Genomic DNA, 19568 nt, shown 5'->3' with positions numbered 1-19568 from the left:
TTACGTACTGTTAAATCGGTGAATAATCTTGTCTATGACTTCCGCCGATGCCTTCCAGGTGATCTGGGCCGTTCTCACTGGTCGCATAGGAGCAGTATTCGAAAACGCTTTGATAAGGTTGGATAGATCATCAATCTTCGTCGGACTGAAATAAACAACATCTGTGCCACCCACTTCCTCGAATGCTTCGATCGAGGAAGCCAGTACGGGTGTATTCATGGACAAGGCCTCGGCAACAGGTAGTCCGAAGCCCTCATACAAGGACGGATTGACCAGCGCAATTGCTCCGGCATAAAAGCTCCTGAGCTGCGCATCGCTCACGTATCCCGTAAACGTAATGTTCGGAAACTTCCTGTATTTTTCTATTTCGGGATTTGCTGCGAATGATGCGTGCCCCGCACCAACAACGACGAGATCAATTCCCTCCGGTGCGGCCTCATGAAAGGCTTTAAGGAGGAAAAGCAGGTTCTTTCTCGGATCGAGTGAACCAACAAATAAGAAGTACGGCCTTGGATGTGGACCGAGCACTTCACCTTCAGTCCGCGGCTCAAAGGAACTTGCGTTCGGCACAACGGATATACTTTCCGGATCAATATTGTAAAAGCCTGAGATTTCCCTCTTTGAAAACTCACTCACGGTGATGATGTGTCTGCTGCTTCTCAGCAGTCTCGGGATCAACCATCGGTAGTAGAGAACAAACTTCCTGGAGAAGAACTCCGGATAACGCTCAAAGGCGACGTCGTGCAGGCAAGTGATCTTGTTCTCGTAAAGCAAGGGAGACACGTTGCATAAATTCAGCAGCAAAGGATTGCCCTGCTTCCTGAGAAAGCGCGGAAGCTGAACCTGCTCCCAAAAGATACCGGCTTTGCGGCCGAGAGGCTGTAGTTCATTAGCCAGCCGGTAAGTACTTTCATTCTGATGACCTGGAGCGCATAATATCCTCACAGGGGTTTCAAGCTCCTTGCAGATCCCTGCCGCATAGCGTTGCACCCCACTCATCTTCTGTGACAGGAATTTTCCGTTCACATATATAGTTCTTTCAGCCATGGATACTGTTTATAACGTTGATCAAGCGTTCGTTTAACACACTGGGAGAATAGACATTGTCCAGCGATATGCAGGCAGCCGACTTCTCCCTTATAGTTTCCGGGTTCATAAGAATGTTGCGCAGCAAATCACTCAAACTGTTTGTTTTCATTTCAAACTGCCACATACAACGCTCATCATAAAGCTCGCTTAATCCACCCTTGTCTGCCACGCACACGGGCGTTCCGGTAGCAGTCGCTTCAATGGGGATCCTTCCGAAGGGCTCGTTCCAGGCCGAGGGCACAATGACCAGATCTACACTCCGGTAAAATGCATCAGGAGCAGTTTTTCCAAGAAAGGTAAAACTAAAGGATCCCGCGTATTTCTCCTGGAGCTTCTGCTCGTACTCCGGCAGTACTTTTCCTGCCAGTTCCAACCGGAACGAGGCTCCTTCCCTGCTCAGCACAGCCAGCTCCTCAAAAAGGAAGTCAACCCCCTTCTGCTCGTTGACCTTGCCTATAAAACCCAGGACAATTTGGGCAGAAGGCGATTTCAGCTCCGGCAGCCGAGCCGTGCTTGCCAGGCCGTTAGCGATAACATGCTGCGGCTTATCCGCGCCGAACGAGAAACGCACATGCTGCTTTAATATAAAATTGCTGATCCCGATATAGGCATCAGGCAGTTCTGAGTATCCTTTCTTCAGCGTGTATGTCAGCTTACATGCTCCGCAGAGCTGCTCGCAGTCTCTTCCCCCAGAATACATGGACGTCTTATGGCATAGGAGGTAATAGTCGCGCATAGTATGAACGAGCTTTAATCCTCTTGATTTAACGATCTTCCATATGTGCGGCGAAAAGCCTTGTATATTATTTGTATTCACCACATCCGGTTTAATCCGGTCAAGCAACTTTCCGATTCCCCTGGAGTATAAAGGGTTCGACGAGTCCAGGAGATGCCACATCAGCTTCTTGTACGCACTCTGGCCAGTTGCCTGCTCAATATGGTAAAGGTTTTTTGTTTTGATCGTGATTACGACTACACCGTTCAGTTTCCTGACTGACGGCTTGTAGCCCAATGTAAGCACATAAACATGGTGTCCAGAAGCAACGAGCTGTTCGGCCATGACGCGGACGGACACTTCCGCACCGCCGACCTGAAAGGGTGCATATAAGGTATTGACAAAAAGGATCTTCATTTCTTTCTCCTCAATGAATTTAACAGGCTGTTACCCGCACTGCCGATATAGCTGCGGTTGAAGTAGGTCCTGTCAAAAATATGAATATTCTGCCTTCGCAGCACAATGAACAAGCAGAGCATGATACTACTTTCGGTGCATACCCAGGCTAAAGCCGTGCCATAATAGCTCATATAAGGTATCAGGAGAATGTTTAAGACGATGTTGACTATGCAGCCGATTGCCGTAATTCTGAAATAGACCTTATCCATCTTGAGGTTTAGCAGTGTTTGTACGCCCATCACATTGCTGATGCTGGCAACGAAAGGACTGATCGCCAGGATGCGCAGGATCCATGCGGAGTCTTCAAAGCCTCCTCCGTAGAGGACCTTAACGACTAAAGGTGCACATGCTGCTGCAAAGAGGCACATCGACAAGGTATAAATCATCACAAGCGGAAATACCCGTTTTACCTCTGTGATGCCCTCAGCTTTGCCCCGCCCGAAAGCGGTTCCGATATGCGGAAAGAGTGCTTGACTCATCGGAAGCAGCATAACACTTTGCACCACGGCGATCACCCGCGAGGCGGCGGTAAAAATACCGACCTCCCGCTCTGAACTCAGCAGTCCCAGCAAAACGGTATTGCTGGTGGTATAGAAACTAATCATCAGGGTGGCCATGAAAACCATTTTATCTTCGGTCAGCAAGCCGGTAATAGCTTTGATATCCGGGGCTATAAGCTTCAGAGAAAATCTTCTTTTCGCATAAATGAACAACAAAATCCCCACCAGTATTTGAGATAATGCAGACATGACGGCATACCAGATGTAGTCATTGGGACTCCGGATCATGAAAATAATCGAAACGCAGAAGATCAGCTTGGCTAAAAAATTGAAGATGGCAGTCTGATGAATGACTTGCATCCCCTGAAAAAGCCAGTTCGGAGTGAATACGTTGGCAAGACAGCTGCTGAACATGAAAATGGCTACAACAGGATGGCGGCTTAGTTGAGGCATCGTTAGAAACAGCATACTGAAGAGAAGTACTGATAAGAGAAAAAGTAATACCCTCGAATAGAAAATCTGTGAGAAGAGCCCCTTGATCATCGCGTTATCCTGGCGGTTTTGGGCAACCCTCCTTGTAGCCGTAAAGTCAAAACCAAAGTTGATAAGCAGGATGAAATAGGTCACGATAGCGATCGAGAAATTGATCGCACCGAACCGCTCCGGCCCAATGGTACGGACAATGAAAGGTAAAGTAAGGAACGGCAGAAGGAAGTTCGAGGCCTGTATAATGGTTAAAGCACCATAGTTCTTACCTAATGCTTTATTTTCTGTCATAGGTCGTTTTTAGCAGATGTGCCATCAAATATAGCATAAATGCTTTTTCCAGCGAACATCGACAGACTGAGGCACGAGCCCCGGCGGCCCCCGAACTAACCTGCCTGACCCGTGCTCTCTTCATAGGTCGGCCCGTACATGCCCGGTACTCTGTTTCCGGTAGCCCGTAGATAGACGATCATTTCACCCCGGTGATGATAGATGTGATTAAAGAGGAAGCTTCGCGCAACCACGTCTCTCGGAAGAGGACCAAGAACAGTGCGATCGCCTAGCTTCATCGTCCATAAGTGCTTCAGGCTTTCTTCCGTGGATTCGGTCAGGGCAATCCGCGCTCTTTTAACATTATCTTCAAATAGCCTGAGTGTTGCATCAATATCTGAGGGCATACCACGCTCAAAATTGTCTGCCGCAATATCATACACGTCCTGCGTCATTGTGCCGACATACCAATAGTAGATCGTCGCGATGTGCTGCGCGAGTTCCCCCATAGTCCAGGAATTGGCAGAGGGCCGGTAGTCAAGATCTTTCGAAGGCACGGCCTGTAATAACTTTCTGGTGCTCGTCACTTCGTGTTCAAATTCAGAAATCAGTGATTGAAGGATCATAAGCTTGAGTTTTAAAGAAATACAACATAATTTACAAAAAGAACCCGGCAAGATTCAGGAAAAGTAAATATTTAAATATGGAAGTTCGGTATCAGTCCAATGTTGTTGCTAAACCAGAAAATCAGCTTTTTTTAACATCAACGCTTCATATTGGCTATATTGGAGGATATTTTTTGGAATCTTCATGAAATCTCGCTATTCACCCTGCTTTTTCCTAATCTTTTTCTTTCCGCTGTGGCTCTCTGCCCAAATGCCGGATTCCGTATACGCGATTACGCATTATACAAAGATGGAAACGATGATTCCCATGCGCGACGGAGCAAAACTTTTTACTTCCATCTATATTCCGAAAGATAAGACAAGAAAGTACCCTTTCCTTATTAACCGGACTCCCTATACCGTAGCGCCATATGGTGCTGACAAGTACAAAACCAGCCTGGGAAATTATCCTGCTATCATGAAGGAAGGATTTATTTTTGTTTATCAGGATGTACGCGGAAAATGGATGAGTGAAGGTGTATTTGACGATATCCGCCCGCATAATCCAAAGAAGAAGAGCAGAAAAGATATCGACGAAAGTAGCGATGCATATGACACCATCGACTGGTTGCTGAAGAATATCCCCAACAATAATGGTAAAGCCGGGATTTACGGAATTTCGTACCCGGGATTCTATTCAACGGCATCCCTCCCTGGCTCCCATCCCGCGCTCAAAGCAGTATCACCACAGGCGCCGGTGACTGACTGGTTCATAGGCGATGATTTTCACCACAATGGTGTGCTTTTCCTGCAGGATGCTTTCAGTTTCATGGCTAGCTTCGGCGTTCCCCGGCTAAAGCCGCTTGCTCCTGCCGCCGCAAGAAATGGCGCGCCACTTCCGGTTGTTGATGCCTACCGTTTCTACCTGGAGGCCGGGACAGTCAGGGATTTGAAAGAAAAATATTTTTCCGACAGCATCCGCTTCTGGAATAATCTTTTCGCTCATCCAGATCTGGATACATTCTGGCAGGCCCGGAATATTCAGACTCACCTGAAAAAGGTTAAGCCTGCTGTGCTCGTGGTCGGGGGAGCATTCGATGCAGAGGACACTTACGGGACCTTCGCAACCTATAAAAGCATCGAGAAACAAAATCCCGGCATTAAAAATAATCTGATCATCGGCCCCTGGTATCACGGCGGCTGGGTACGTAACGCTGGGAGCAGCTTAGGCGATATTGAATTCGGACAGGAAACCAGTAAGTACTACCAGGAGCATTTTGAGCTGCCCTTCTTTAAATACTATCTCAAGAACGAAGGTAGCTTTGATCCTGCGGAAGCTACTATCTTCGTCACAGGCTCAAACGAATGGAAGAAGTTCAACTCCTGGCCTCCAGCTGATGTGGAAATGCGTGAGCTGTTTCTGCAGGCCGGCGGCAAACTGAGCTTCGAAAAACCCAGGGTTCAGAATAGCTGGGATGAATATGTAAGCGATCCCTCCAAACCGGTTCCCTATCAGGCCGGGGTCCAACAACGCAGAAGTCGTGAATACATGATCGATGACCAGCGCTTTGCCTCCCGTCGTCCCGATGTAATGGTGTATCAAAGCGAGGTTCTTACCGAAGATCTGACCCTTGCAGGGCCCCTGCTGGCGAAGCTGCGGGTATCCACTACGGGAACGGATGCCGACTATGTTGTCAAACTCATAGATGTATATCCCGAAGACGCTCCTGCTCCGCAAGACAAGAATATTATTATGGCGGGATACCAGATGCTTGTTCGCGCTGAAATCATGAGAGGAAAGTACCGCAACAGCTTCGAGAAGCCGGAGCCGTTTGTACCGGGCGTTCCTACTGCCGTGAATTACACACTGCCCGATGTTGCGCACACATTTAAAAAGGGACATCGCATGATGATCCAGATACAGAACAGCTGGTTTCCACTAGCAGATAGAAATCCGCAGAAGTTCATGAATATTTACGAGGCCCGGACGACCGATTTTCAGAAAGCTACGCATCGGATTTACCACGATGCGCTGAATAGCTCGTCTATCGGTATCGCGGTACTGAGATAGAGTCGTGCCGGTTTCGATAAGCTATTGGTCGACCGCCCGGGATAACAAACGAAAACAAGTATGACAGAGAAAGAAAAATGCCACCAAGGCCTTTTATACGATGCAAACTTTGATGAAGATCTAAGAAATGACCGTATACGCGTAAAAGAGCTATGTCAGGAGTACAACGAAACACGCTACGCCGACACCGCCAAGAGAAGCGACCTTATCCGCAAAATCGTAAGCCGCAGCGGCAATAGCTTTCTGGTTGAGCAGCCTTTCTGGTGCGATTACGGTTATAACATCGAGCTAGGAGAAAACTTCTACTCCAATCACAATCTGGTTATTCTCGATTGTGTGACAGTTAAGTTCGGCGACAATGTGTTCATTGGTCCCAACTGCGGTTTTTATACAGCGGGGCATCCCGAAGACGTGACGCAAAGGAATGCGGGACTCGAGTATGCCCGCCCGATAACTGTTGGTAATAATGTCTGGTTCGGAGGTAATGTAGTGGTGCTACCGGGAGTAACGATCGGCGACAATGCCATTATCGGCGCCGGAAGCGTGGTTACGAAGGATATTCCCGCTGGCGTGCTTGCTGTCGGGAATCCATGCAAGCCAATCCGTGAAGTAAAACAGGACAGATAAGTCTAAATTGTCGCTCAGCCTGGTTTGCGGTTCCGCGGAATATCCTATATTTAAGTTTGAATGTCGGCTGAAGAAGATAATAGAGCACTCTGGAACGATCTGCTAAAGGGCAATAAACAGTCTCTTTTTGATCTGTACAATAATACCTATTTCCATCTGCTGCGCTTTGGACTTAAGATCTGCAGCGATAACGAGCTCGTGATGGATTGCGTTAACCAGCTTTTCCTCCATATCTGGGATAAACGGCAGCGATTGCAACCTGTTCAGCAGGTTCAATCCTATCTTTTTACAACCCTGCGCCGGATTATTCTTGATCAGATCGCTCATCAGTCGCGTATAGACCTCGCAATCGGAAGAATGCTGGATGAAGATGAGCCGAATGTCACCTCATACGAGGAAATCCTGATACGCTCACAGGGAGATCAGGAGACGATGCAGCGCCTGCACAATGCGCTTACAAAGCTCAGTCCAAAGCAAAAAGAATTTGTCAGGCTCAAGTTCTTTGAAGGCTTAAGCTACGAAGAGATTGCAGAGATGCATACACAAACTATCAAGACTTGCTATAACGTTATTTATGATGCCATTAAAGTTCTTAAAAAGACTTTAGTGTCATCGTTTCACGATAAATAACGCGCGCTTGCGATATAAACCGCGCTATTTATCAGCCCTTAGAGAAAAAAGTAAAATAATTCAGGGAAATCTTCCATGTTTCTGCGTCTGTGTTTAAAATAGCACGAATGAAACCTGAACTTTACGAGATCGAAGACTTTGTGTGCGATCATAGCTTTCAGCAATATTGCCGCGAAGAGAATGACGCGTCCATCGCCTTCTGGAGTAACTGGCTTGCCGCCCATCCACATAAAGCCGAACTTGTCGCGGCAGCTCGTCAGCTCGTATTGTTACTGGGAGCGGGACAAGGAATGCGGCTTTCAAAACTGGACCAGCTTCAAAGTGGTCTTCGACAGCGCGAGCTCTTTGAAACAAGCCTGAACCCTGAACCTTCGGTTAAGCGCAGACAGGTACCCATGGTGCTCAAATACCTGAGTGGCATCGCCGCCTGTCTCCTGATCGCTTTTTTAAGCTGGATGCTTTTTTATCAGGAGGCTGGAGATAAGCAGTGGCCGCCGCATGCTCTCAAGTATGCAAGTAATGCAAGTGCTCGCAAGACCATCGTTCTTCCCGATGGTAGTCTCGTGACGTTAAATACCAACAGTCGCATTTTGCTTGATCCCCGCTTTTCAGCGACGAACAGGTCTCTGAACCTGGAAGGTGAAGGGTTTTTTGAAGTAAAAACTGACCCGAGCCACCCCTTCATCGTGAAAACAGCCGACATCACCGTGAGAGTACTAGGTACAGTATTCAACCTGAAGGCTTATTCCGACAGCCGGGGTTCAACAGAAACCACGCTGCTGAAAGGAAAGGTGGAAATCGCCCTTCGCTCTGATGCCAACACGAAGTACGTGCTCTTGCCCAACGAGAAGCTAGTTACAAAGAAGTCATCTGACCAAATTGAAACCTTCAGGGAAGAACTGCATTCCCGGACCTCTTCTGACCATCTCGCAAAGGCAGAACCTGCGGAAACACTGTGGCTGCGCTCCCGTCTGGAACTCAGCAATGAGCGTCTTGAAGATATAGGCGCGAAGCTGGAGAAGTGGTACGGGATCAAAATCGTCTTTGCAGATGACGAGGTTAAATCCTACCGTTATACAGGCACCTTCGAAACGGAAACAGTTCTCCGGGCGCTCGAAGCGCTACAACTGTCTTACCCCTTTTCCATTCAGTCAGAATCGGGAAAGATCATCCTCTCTAAAAAACAAAAATAAACTCCAGATATCATCAACGTCTTAAAACACCATTATGAGAAAACCTCTACTTGCCGTCCCTCCCGGTACAGCAATGCGTACCAGACAACTCATCCGAATCATGAAACTTACCGCTTTGTTGGTTGTGCTGATGTCGATCCAGGTAACAGCATCCACTTTCGCCCAGGGGCGTATCACGGCCAACCTGCAACAAGTCAGTATTAAGCAGCTTTTTCAAGAAGTAGAGAAGCAAAGTCGGTATCGCTTTGTTTACAACAACAAGGTCCTGCCTGATAGCCGCCGTGTATCTGTGGTACTTAACAATGCTACTGTTGACGAGACCATGCTGCAGGCCCTTAAAGGAACGGGCCTGTCCTACTCGCTTAAAGAGGACGGCCTCATCGTTATTTTTATGCCGCAAAGCGAAAGTCACGCCGATATCCGCATTGTGGGACGAGTAACTGATGGTGACGGCAACGCCCTCCCGGGCGTATCTGTACGCGTTAAAGGCGCAACTATCGGCACATCCACAGACATGGAGGGCCGCTATATACTGACAGTACCCGATGGCGCCAGCGCACTCGAGTTCTCCTTTCTCGGCTTTACTTCTCAGACGATCGTCATAACGGACAAGCGGACCATCAACGTTAGCCTTCGTGAAGATACGCGGACGCTGGAAGAGGTCACCGTTACCGGCTATACGAATTACAATCGTAATCAGTCTGCTAACGCGGCTTCTGTGGTCACCTCCGAAAAAATCGGTCAGGTTCCAATGGGATCGGTCGATCAGATCCTTCAGGGTCGCGTGCCAGGGATGACTGTAGTGGCAAGTTCAGGTCAGCCTGGAACGAGCGCCAGCGTGACGATCCGTGGTATTAACAGCATCAGCGGCGCACGCTCACCTCTATACGTGATGGACGGGATTCAGATAGAGGGATCTTATTTTCAGACGATCAATCCGGACGATATAGCCAGTGTTACCGTGCTGAAAGATGCTTCTGCGAAAGCGCTCTATGGCTCCAGAGGTTCTAATGGGGTAATCGTGATTACCACTAAAAAGGGCCAGTCCGGCACACTCCGCGTAGAGTACAAGTCGCAATATGGTCAGTCTGATCTCACCAAACCGGGCTTCACGATGATGAACACTGAACAGCGGCTCCGATTTGAGGAAGAGATAGGTTTGGAAATCGGCGAAGATATCGGTCCGGGCTGGACATACTCGCCAAAAAATCCTGAATATGCGACTAAAACCCCTTCCCAGCAGCGTAGAGCTGATCAGATCCTCGACAGCCTTCGCACGATCAATACCGACTGGCGGGATCTTTTCTTCCAGCAAAGCAAGTTCCTCGAGCAACAGGTAAGCGTCAGCGGAGGCAATGAGAATGTGCGGTTCTATAATTCATTAAATTATTACGACCAGGATGGTATCGCGCGCCGTACGGGGATGGAAAGGTATAACCTACGCAGTAACCTGGATTTTAATTCCGGAAAATTCAGCGGTAATGTAAACCTCTCGCTCGGCTACTCCGCGTCAAGTTTTACGGAAGGCGTAGAGAGTACATCTGTTGGAAGCTCCATGGCTTCAGTTTACTATGCATTGCCTTACGAGTACCCCTATGCGCCGGATGGTACGCTTATTCATCCCGGCAACGCTGGGGATGACATACTCGACTGGCGCGAGGGAAGCCAGGGACTGGAACGCCTGCTTAATTCTTCCGATAAAACTGATCAGTTTAAAACCATTACCGGGCTCTCCCTCGGTTATCAGATCCTGCCTGAGTTGAAAATCTTAACCCGCGCCGGTATTGATTATCGCAATTCTACTGACCAGATCTACATCAATCCTGATTCCTACTACGGATCCAGGCGCAACTCCAATACAGTGGGTGGCCGGGGTAAGTTCGGCGAAGGCAGCAGAAGAAACTTCAGTATGATCTCCACATCGGGACTTACGTACCATAAGATCTTCAACACTGTGCATGACTTCGAAGCGTCGGCTTTCCTGGAGTATGTCTATGAGAACTACCGCGCTTTCAACTACAATGGCTTCGGTCTGGACTCGCGGCTTCCGGAGACTCCCGCAGGCATTACTGTATCCGCCACATTCCTTCCCGCACTCGGAGGGGGTCGCACCAGTTCCGCCCTGCTCTCCTACATGGGGGTAGGTCGCTATACGTACAACGACAAATATACCGTCACCGGAAGCTACCGGTATGACGGCTCCACGAGGGTGGCGCCAAAGAACCGCTGGCATGGATTCTATTCTGTCGGCGCTAACTGGAACGCCAAACAGGAAGATCTGCTCAAGAACGTTGCAGGCATCTCCGACCTGCGCTTCAGAGCAAGCTATGGAAGTACGGCCAGCCCCTTCGGCGGTAACTTCGACTACCTGCCTACCTACGCCGTTAACACCAGCTACGGTGGGGCGAGTGCGATGCGCCCGGCTGCTGCAGGTAACGAGAATTTCGATTGGGAATATGTAAATGAATTCAATACCGGCTTCGACCTCGCCCTGTTCAAGGGAGGAAGGCTACGGATTGCAGCCGATTATTACAATAAGATAACCACCAACATGTTTATCGACCAACCCCCTTCAGCGACCTCTGGCTTCGGCGTGCTCTCATTGAGCAGCGGAAAGATGAGGAATCGCGGCGTGGAAGCCGATATTCAGGGCGATATCATCAAAACGAAGGATTTCAATTGGAACTTAGGCCTGAACTTTGGCTACAACAAGAACGTAATCCTGCGCCTGACAGATGACCTCGACGAGATTCCGGACGGCGACACCCGGATCTGGAAAGTCGGCTATCCGCTCGGAACTTATTATGCTCCCAACTGGGCGGGCGTAAACCCGGAGAACGGCGATGCACAGTACTATGATAAAGACGGAAACATAACCACCGTTTACGACTACAATGCGCTCAGCGTTGCGGAATCCGGCAGTCTTTATCCAAAGTTCACCGGCGGTTTCAACACCGGCCTGCAGTACAAGTCGTTTACGGCAAGTGCCCTGTTCTCTTTTGTAGCAGATGTTAAACGCTGGAACAACGAAGATCTTTACAACGAGAACGATCGTTATATGACCAGTAACCAGTCAATCCGCATGCTGGAAAACCGCTGGAAGCAGCCGGGCGACAACGCAATCCTGCAACGGATTGATATCAGGCGTCAGTTTACCTCTAAAGATATACAGGACGCTTCATTCCTGCGCCTGCGTAACGTTACACTGGGTTATTCCCTCCCCTCCGAGCTGCTGAAGCGTGTAAAGCTGATCAAGGGGGCAAAGATCTTTGTTCAGGGGCAGAATCTTTTCACCTGGACGAAATGGCGCGGCCTTGATCCGGAGAATAACAATATCTACGGTCGCTTCCAATATCCTGCTGCCAAGACTTACACCGCGGGACTCAATGTTAACTTTTAATCCGTACCAACATGATAGATAAATCAATTCGCAAATATATTTCCCTGCTCGGATTACTTCTGCTTGCCTTCGGCTCCTGTAAAAAGCTGGACGATGTCAACCCGACCGACACTATTGATCCTTCCAAGGCCTTTCGCAATGTAAAAGATCTCGACCTCGGTTTGCTGGGAGTCTACGCGTCGCTCGATTATACGCTGATCGGCAGCAACGCCATTGTATCCGATGAAATCACCGTGCCGGATGAAAACACGGTGAGCAATACCGAAGCCTATCGCTGGCTTTATAACTCAGGAAGCGGGTCCGTGACCTCGGCTTTTGACGAATACTATGTGACTATCGACAGGCTCAACCGCGTACTCAGTGCAGCGCCAACCGTCCAGGCAACAGGAGCCGACCTGGAACTCAGGGATCGTTACAGGGGTGAGTTACTGGCGCTTCGCGCCTATAGTCACCTGGAGCTGCTCCGCGCTTATGCTTCATCTTACTCGACCGGCGCACTCGGCGTGCCGTACATGAAAGAATCCATTATCGGCTATCCCGCAAGAGACCAGTTTGAAGCGGTGATCGCCAACATAAAGGCAGACTTGCAGGAGGCAAAAACACTTATCCCGGCCGGTTTTTCTGACAAGAGCCGGATCACCAGGACAGCAGTGTCGGCCATTCAGGCGCGTACTGCCCTCTACGAGAAGAACTGGACGGAAGCGGTCTCCTACTCTACTGAAGCAATTGACGCGGCTCCTCTTGCCAGCAGAGCGCAGTTCCCAGGGATCTGGACGGATCAGAATAATTCAGAAGTGATCTGGGAATTGAAAAGAGTTGGATCCGACTCCAGGATTGGCGCTTTTTTCTTCCGTGAGACAGGAGGCATCGTCCTCTATGCTCCTTCTTTTGAGCTGATCAACACCTTCGATAAGACGAACGACATTCGCTACAGCAGCTACATCACGAATGCCCCCGCCAGAGGTGCAGGAAAGTCTGCTTACCTCATCAAAAAGTACATTGGTGGGGATGCCGCAGCTCCGGGCCTTGCGGACGTGAAGCTGTTCCGCACAGGAGAGATGTACCTTATTCGAGCTGAAGCCCAGGCAGAGCTCGCTGCAGGAGCGGCGGGTGCCGACCTCAACGCGCTTCGTGCCGCACGTATCAGCGGCTATGTTCCGGAAATATTTTCCTCCAAAGAGGCCCTCATCAACGCGATCTACCAGGAACGCTTTAAAGAACTGGCTTTTGAAGGGCACCGCTTTTTTGATCTGAGACGGAGAAACCTGCCTGTTGACCGGCTACCGGAAGATGCGATTAACGCTGCGGGTGCATTGAAGCTCGAGCCTGCGCAGGCGCAGTATGCCTTCCCTATCCCGGCACGTGAACTATCCGTTAACAGGAATATGGAACAAAATCCGAACTACCAATGAGATATCCCTTAGCTATACTAGCGTTTCTGCTTGCTTATTCAGCATCAGGATGCAGTAAAAATAATGGTGGCACGACATCAACGGAGTATGCTCTCAACCCAGACCCGGCCGCTAAGCGGCCGGGCTCTATTGGAATTGTGGGCGACAGTTCTGACGTCGTTACCCCTGTCAACGGGGGACTTGTCCTCATGGGAGGCGGAGCAGATGTTGATGCCGCTTTTAAATGGATGATTTCCAGGAGTGGCGGAGGCGATGTCGTCATCATCAGGGCTTCAGGAGCGGATGCGTATAACTCCTATGTGAACACATTGGGAAAGGTGAATTCAGTGGAGACCCTAATGATCAATTCCCGGGCCTTGGCAGACGACGAACGTGTTGCCGGCATTATCCGGAATGCGGAGATGCTCTTCATAGCCGGAGGCGACCAGTCCAACTACATGAAATACTGGAAAAATACCAAAACAATGGAGGCGATCAACTACTTGCTGAACGTAAAGAAAGCCCCTGTTGGAGGTACCAGTGCCGGTTGTGCTATTCTGGGGGAATTGTATTACAGCGGCGAGAAGGGCAGCGTTGTGTCTGCCGAAGCGCTCGAAGACCCTTACAACCCGAACATGACCCTGTATGCGGGTGACTTTCTGAAAGCGCCCTATATGCGCAGCGTTCTGACCGATCAACATTATGTGGCGCGCAGCCGTCAAGGCAGGCATCTTGCCTTCCTCGCCAGGATGCTCAAAGATCAGGGTATCGGCGCTAAGGGAGTAGCAGCGGACGAACGTACTGCAGTATGTGTCGATGAAACCGGAAAAGCTGTTGTATATGGCACTGGAAGCGCTTTTTTCCTGGCTACTGATAACAACAAAATTCCCGAAGTTTGTGTCGGCGGGGCTCCGCTCCACTGGAACCATGGACAAAAAGCGGTCCGGGTCTACAAGATAATGGCGACACCCCAGGGAAACGGAAGTTTCGATCTGAATTCATTTGATGAGCCGGGCGCCAGCGGCGGTACCTGGCACTGGTGGTGGTCAGAACAGGGAAAACTCAGAATAAACTAACAACATGAAAGTAAAAACATTTAAAACGGGGCTGGTCATCTTGCTGACCAGCGCATGCATGAGCGGCGTCTGGGCCCAGAAATACGTGATGGTAATACATGGCGGAGCCGGCACCATTCTAAAGTCGACAATGACTCCTGAAAAAGAGAAAGCTTACCGCGCAGCGCTTAGCGCTGCCCTGCAAAAAGGATATACAGCCCTTAAAGCCGGGAAACCGAGTCTGGATGCCGTTGAAGCAGCGATCCATGTTCTCGAAGATTCACCGCTCTTCAACGCGGGTAAAGGCGCCGTGTTTACGCACGATGGTCGCAATGAGATGGATGCTTCCATCATGAATGGGAAAACCCTGGAGGCGGGAGCAGTAGCCGGTGTGACTACCGTCCGCAATCCCATCAGCGCCGCTCGTGCTGTCATGGAGCGATCGGAGCATGTGATGATGGTCGGTCAGGGTGCCGAGAAATTTGCGAAGGAAGCCGGACTGACGATTGTGGATCCCTCCTATTTCCGAACGGAAGAGCGCTGGCAGGGACTTCAGAAAGCCATTAAAGAAGACTCTACAAAAAGTGTACTCGACCACGGCAGCAAGAAAGCGGTGTTATTGGGAATAAAGAACCGCGATAATAAATTCGGCACGGTAGGTGCCGTGGCTCTCGACAAAGACGGGAACCTCGCTGCCGGAACATCAACGGGGGGCATGACGAATAAGAAATACGGACGAGTGGGCGATGCGCCCATCATTGGTGCGGGCACCTATGCCAACAACGCCACCGCAGGTATATCCTGCACGGGCTGGGGTGAGTTCTATATCCGCAGCGTGGTAGCACACGATATTTCCGCGCTCATGGAGTATAGAGGGCTCAGCGTAGCCGAAGCTTCAAAACTGGTGATGGATAAGGTGGGTAAGCTTGGAGGAGATGGCGGGGTGATCGCTCTCGACCGGAAGGGCAACGTAGCAATGCCTTTCAACACAGAGGGCATGTACCGTGGTACAGTAACCGACGACGGTAAAATCAGCGTCGAAATTTATAAATAGTTCTAAAGGAACTTTTCGCAGCTTCAGTAAGAACGGGCAACCTGGTGTTTCGTTCTTTACTGAAGCATCTGAAGATCAGCGCTGACAGTATTGGTCTAAGGCAGCCTGAACTGCTCTCCGCCCGTATATAAGCCAAATCGCAGGTCCCGCATCTGAATCAAACCTTTCGCATTCACGCGGAGACCTTCGGGATCAGAGATGCTGATCACCTGGCTCTCACCTGTAACTTCAATATTTTTGCCCCTTACAATGATGGCTGTGCTTTCATCGATGCCGATGCAGGTGTAGTGAGGCTTAGCCGCCAATGCAGAAATCAGGCGGTTGTGACGGCTGCGCTTTAGAAAGTGCTGATCAATTATAACCGAATCAAGCAATCCGAGCCCTTCTTTAAACTCGATGTTCTTATCCCACAACTTATCGAAAGTCTCTTTATAACTCGTATCTCCTGCAAGTTGCTGCCCGGTGATCATGACTTTGCTCATGACTGCGGCGCCCGCACTGGTGCCGGCTATGGTGCTCCCTTTTTGGTAAGCAGCATGAATGGCCTCATATAAGGGCGTGTTCCTGACAACGTCCATAAAGCGATCCTGGTCGCCACCCGGTATATAGATCAGGCGTGCGTTCCTGACTGAGTCAAGCCACTTCTTGTTTCCGGTTAAACTCCTGCTAAAGTTGAAAGCGCGTATCTTGTTTCTAAACAGCTTAGCCAGCTGTTTAGAAACACCTTCAGACGACTCCTGAGGCACCTCGCTGGCCATCGGCAGAACCACAACATAGTCTTTGTTTTTCAGATCAGCGGTTTCAACGAGTTTTGCCATTAACTCATCAGAGCGGCTGCCTCCACCGATTATGAACAGCTTTCCCAAAGGGGACTGGGCATGAGCCACTGAAAGAAACGACAGGAAGAAAAGTGCAGAAAGAAAACCGTATTTCATGCTTAAAAATAGCAAAATCGCCGCAATAAGCCGGGCCTTGACTACTTTATTCTGTTCAGAAAACCTCCCACCAGATCATTGACCTTATCTGAATGCTCAAGCAAACTCATATGTCCTCCTTCAACTATTGCAAATTCGCCTCGCGACACGTTCTTCGCGATGTGCTTCCCTGCATATGCCCTGGTGAGCCTGTCGCCTACTGCCCCGATCACCAGGCAGGGTGCCTTTATCTTGCTGAGCTTCCCCTTCATGTCGAAATCCATACAGCGGAGGAGCCCTTCGGCAGTCACTTCAGGGGGGCAGAAGGCCGCAATCCGGGAACTGAAGCGCAGCTGGGCCGCACTTTGCTCCCCCTTGAAGAAGATGTACCGGTGAAGCAATAAACTTAAGCCGTTCATGTAGTTCATGCGAGTCAAAATCTTAAACATCAACGGATGTTTCTTGGAATATTCCAGATAGGGCCTGATAACCGGTTCCTGTAGATACTCAACCAGCCAGGATGCCTGACAGGTGGTGTAGGGATTCGTATAGCTGCAATGTTGCAGGATTATTCCTTTTGCAACATTCGGGTAGGAACTGCAATATTCCATCACCGTCATAGCACCCAGGCTATGACCGTAGAGAATAGGTTTTTCGAGTGAAAGCTGACTGACGACTGCTGCCAGATCGCGGCAGAGGTCCTTCACCGCCAGGCTTGCAGGTGCCGGCGACTTGCCGTGGCCGGGTAAGTCTATCAGGATCAGCCTGTAGGAGTCCCCCAGGAACTTTCGCTGGTAGAACCAGTGCTGCAAACTGCCGTTTAGACCGTGGATCAGCACCAGCGGTTGCGCGCCTTCTGGTCCCTCGATTGCTACATGCAGTGTATTGCCCGTCGGGCTTTTAACAAATAATCGATTTGAAGCTCGTAGCCTCGCTGGCTTCGCCGACCGGTTCCTTGATGATACCAGCCAGGAAACAGGATATCTTCCGAATGCCAGAAAGAGACCTGCAGATACTAGTCCAAACGTCTTGAGTGTAGGTTTCATGGTGTGAATTGTTAGCACGTTTGTCAACCAAACATCGTCCGGATCGGTATTGTTTGTCCGCTCCGCCCCTCTGCTGATTCCCTTCCCGGTCGGCACCTGCTACCGAGTTTATTGCAGCAGAAGAGCTTGTTTGGGAGCTTCCCTCTCAAGCTGCGCTTCCGGTTTTCGAGCTTCCTGATTTGTAAAGTAAAGCTTCAGGTAAACGAACACAGATCAGCCCGCATTAAGAAAGTAATGTTGCAATAGCATGATGGTTTTTGCATCGATGAACTCCGCCTTTCGTAGTTGTTCACGGGCATCATCAAAGTCCAGCTCCACCAGTTCAATGTCCTCACCTTCTTCTTCCAGTCCGCCACCCTCAGCATGCTGTCCTTTGCTGTCATACTCAGCAGTATACAAGTGCTGGAACTCCGTGATCCCCCCTGCGGATGTATATACGCTGGCTACCTTGCTTAGATTTTGGATCTGGTAACCGGTTTCCTCTTCGACCTCCCTGTGCGCTGTCTGCTCCGGCGACTCCCCCTCATCGATGATGCCGGCGCAGGCTTCAACAAGTTTGCCGGAGGGATTTGCGTTCAGGTAGGTTGCCATCCTGAACTGCTTTGTAAGCAGAAACTTCCGGTTTACTTTATCCACCAGGAGTACCGTGACGGCATCGGGACGAAAGTAGATCTCGTTCTTTTTCTCCAGCAGCTCTCCTTTGCTGTTGGTCCGCTGGAATGTATAATATTTGAGCGGATACTTTTTATCCGACAGGGTTTCTTCCCTGATGATCTTGATCTCAGCCATTCTTTCAGTCTATTTTGTTCATTTTTACTTTCTCCATGATGAATCCTGATTGTGGCATCGTAGGCATTCTGGCAAGGCTATACGAAAGATCCTGCTCCGGCACCTGGTACCGCACGTCACGTATCAGGAAAATCAGGAAGGTCTTAAGTGTTTCGACAGTGATTAGTTCGCCCGGACAACGGTGCGTGCTACGCGCATCGCCTCCACCCTGTGCAAGGAAGTCAAAAGGCTTGATATAGCGTCCGGCAAAACGGTCCGGATTGAAGCTGAACGGCTCTTCCCAGAGTCGGGGGTCGTGATTCGTCCCATACATATCAAGCAGTACCAATGATCCCTTCGCAAAGCGGTGTTCACGCCATTGAAAATCTTTCTTCACCCTTGCTCCCATGAATGGCGCGAAAGGATAGAACCGGCGTACCTCGTTGATGAAATGAGTCAAGTATTCGTCTTCGCCCTCCATCATTTTTTGTCTGCATTCTGGGTAATCCCGCAGAGCCAGGACAGCAAAGGTTACGTACCAGGAGATGGCTACGGTGGGTCGCAGAATATTAAGCAGCTCAACTGCAGCCATCTTGATATCGAGCAGATTGCCCTTTGTATCACGGTAATGCGCACAAACGTACACGGCAGACTGCTTTTCTGCTTCGAGCTTTCCGGACCGCAGGTCACTAATCACTGCGGAAATCCATTTCTCCATTTCCTTCCGGGCTTTACGTCCCCGGATGTTCCTTGAGCCAAGCGAGCCGTAGGCATCAACCATCGCAACGAAGCTTCTGGCGGCATGTACGGCTTGTTCATCTGTTACGGGTATACCGGCCCATCTGCAGATCGCTTTTGCCAGTACTTCAGCAGCTTCGCGGAACAGCACAATTCGCGGGATGGTTTCCCAGACAGCAGATGCTTTGGCGAGTTCTTCGCGCACAAGATCCTGCAAGGAACCGATATTGCCATCGTTGAGCAGCGACATGAACATCGCTTTCCTATGCTGGTGCTCATGGGCATCCCGGGTGTGGATAGCGTTCTTACCCGTGAGCGTATTCTGTATCGGAGGAGGCACGGCGCCCTTCCGCACGAATTTCTGCGGGTCGTAGAATGTCTTTGCGGCATCTTCGCCGCCGAAGCAGATCACATCAAAACCGAGGATGCTCATTTTAAAGATGTCCGATTTGTGCTTGATCCTCCTGTTCATGATGAAAGGAAAGCCCTCGTTAATGAGACCAAGTCCTCCCGCGAGTATATTCTCCCTGGGTATATGCTGCATATTTAATTCGAGT

The 19568-nt window shown here is 49.9% G+C and carries 16 protein-coding genes; 8 read left to right on the top strand and 8 right to left on the bottom strand.

The features are described 5' to 3' along the window. The 4 genes from ACO1NU_RS03685 to ACO1NU_RS03670 all read right to left on the bottom strand — a co-directional run bounded on the left by ACO1NU_RS03685 (position 1) and on the right by ACO1NU_RS03670 (position 4145). A complete protein-coding gene (locus ACO1NU_RS03685; protein ID WP_448817111.1) occupies positions 1–1047 on the bottom strand; it encodes a glycosyltransferase family 4 protein in 1047 nt (348 codons plus the stop codon). After that, on the bottom strand, positions 1040–2221 hold the full coding sequence (locus tag ACO1NU_RS03680) for a glycosyltransferase family 4 protein (RefSeq protein WP_448817110.1): 1182 nt from the start codon (positions 2219–2221) through the stop codon (positions 1040–1042). The genes ACO1NU_RS03685 and ACO1NU_RS03680 overlap by 8 nt, the downstream gene beginning before the upstream one ends. After that, complete coding sequence (locus ACO1NU_RS03675; RefSeq protein WP_448817109.1) at positions 2218–3540, bottom strand: flippase; 1323 nt, start codon at positions 3538–3540, stop codon at positions 2218–2220. Before ACO1NU_RS03675 ends, ACO1NU_RS03680 begins: the two co-directional genes overlap by 4 nt. 95 nt (positions 3541–3635) lie before the next feature. Continuing rightward, on the bottom strand, positions 3636–4145 hold the full coding sequence (locus tag ACO1NU_RS03670; protein ID WP_448817108.1) for a DinB family protein: 510 nt from the start codon (positions 4143–4145) through the stop codon (positions 3636–3638). A 184-nt stretch (positions 4146–4329) separates the two neighbouring features. On the opposite strand from ACO1NU_RS03670, the gene ACO1NU_RS03665 reads away from it, so the two are divergent. The 8 genes from ACO1NU_RS03665 to ACO1NU_RS03630 all read left to right on the top strand — a co-directional run bounded on the left by ACO1NU_RS03665 (position 4330) and on the right by ACO1NU_RS03630 (position 15545). Beyond that, positions 4330–6195 (top strand): CocE/NonD family hydrolase, encoded by a 1866-nt coding sequence (locus tag ACO1NU_RS03665; protein ID WP_448817107.1) that lies wholly within the window; start codon positions 4330–4332, stop codon positions 6193–6195. Positions 6196–6255: 60 nt separating this feature from the next. Continuing rightward, positions 6256–6822: a sugar O-acetyltransferase gene (locus ACO1NU_RS03660; RefSeq protein WP_448817106.1), complete on the top strand. Its 567-nt coding sequence runs from the start codon at positions 6256–6258 to the stop codon at positions 6820–6822. A gap of 60 nt (positions 6823–6882) precedes the next feature. Beyond that, on the top strand, positions 6883–7452 hold the full coding sequence (locus tag ACO1NU_RS03655; RefSeq protein WP_448817105.1) for an RNA polymerase sigma factor: 570 nt from the start codon (positions 6883–6885) through the stop codon (positions 7450–7452). Between the two features lie 107 nt (positions 7453–7559). After that, on the top strand, positions 7560–8645 hold the full coding sequence (locus ACO1NU_RS03650) for a FecR family protein (protein ID WP_448817104.1): 1086 nt from the start codon (positions 7560–7562) through the stop codon (positions 8643–8645). 34 nt (positions 8646–8679) lie between these two features. After that, positions 8680–12045: a TonB-dependent receptor gene (locus ACO1NU_RS03645; protein ID WP_448817103.1), complete on the top strand. Its 3366-nt coding sequence runs from the start codon at positions 8680–8682 to the stop codon at positions 12043–12045. A gap of 11 nt (positions 12046–12056) precedes the next feature. Then, complete coding sequence (locus tag ACO1NU_RS03640; protein WP_448817102.1) at positions 12057–13457, top strand: RagB/SusD family nutrient uptake outer membrane protein; 1401 nt, start codon at positions 12057–12059, stop codon at positions 13455–13457. Beyond that, positions 13454–14512: a cyanophycinase gene (locus ACO1NU_RS03635; RefSeq protein ID WP_448817101.1), complete on the top strand. Its 1059-nt coding sequence runs from the start codon at positions 13454–13456 to the stop codon at positions 14510–14512. The genes ACO1NU_RS03640 and ACO1NU_RS03635 overlap by 4 nt, the downstream gene beginning before the upstream one ends. 4 nt (positions 14513–14516) lie before the next feature. Next, positions 14517–15545 carry an isoaspartyl peptidase/L-asparaginase family protein gene (locus ACO1NU_RS03630; RefSeq protein WP_448817100.1) on the top strand — a complete coding sequence of 343 codons (1029 nt, stop codon included), beginning with the start codon at positions 14517–14519 and terminating at the stop codon, positions 15543–15545. A gap of 95 nt (positions 15546–15640) precedes the next feature. On the opposite strand, the gene ACO1NU_RS03625 is transcribed toward ACO1NU_RS03630, so the two are convergent. The 4 genes from ACO1NU_RS03625 to ACO1NU_RS03610 form a co-directional block, all read right to left on the bottom strand. Next, positions 15641–16480, bottom strand: coding sequence for a cyanophycinase (locus tag ACO1NU_RS03625; protein WP_448817099.1), 840 nt, complete (start codon positions 16478–16480; stop codon positions 15641–15643). Between the two features lie 41 nt (positions 16481–16521). After that, positions 16522–17505: an alpha/beta fold hydrolase gene (locus tag ACO1NU_RS03620; RefSeq protein WP_448817098.1), complete on the bottom strand. Its 984-nt coding sequence runs from the start codon at positions 17503–17505 to the stop codon at positions 16522–16524. 213 nt (positions 17506–17718) lie between these two features. Beyond that, a complete protein-coding gene (locus ACO1NU_RS03615) occupies positions 17719–18294 on the bottom strand; it encodes an NUDIX domain-containing protein (protein WP_448817097.1) in 576 nt (191 codons plus the stop codon). Positions 18295–18298: 4 nt separating this feature from the next. Next, on the bottom strand, positions 18299–19555 hold the full coding sequence (locus ACO1NU_RS03610; protein WP_448817096.1) for a cytochrome P450: 1257 nt from the start codon (positions 19553–19555) through the stop codon (positions 18299–18301). Positions 19556–19568: the final 13 nt, after the last annotated feature.

Source organism: Arcticibacter sp., assembly GCF_053551015.1.
The sequence above is the reverse complement of the archived record's forward strand: the minus strand, read 5'-3'. Positions and strand labels throughout refer to the sequence as shown.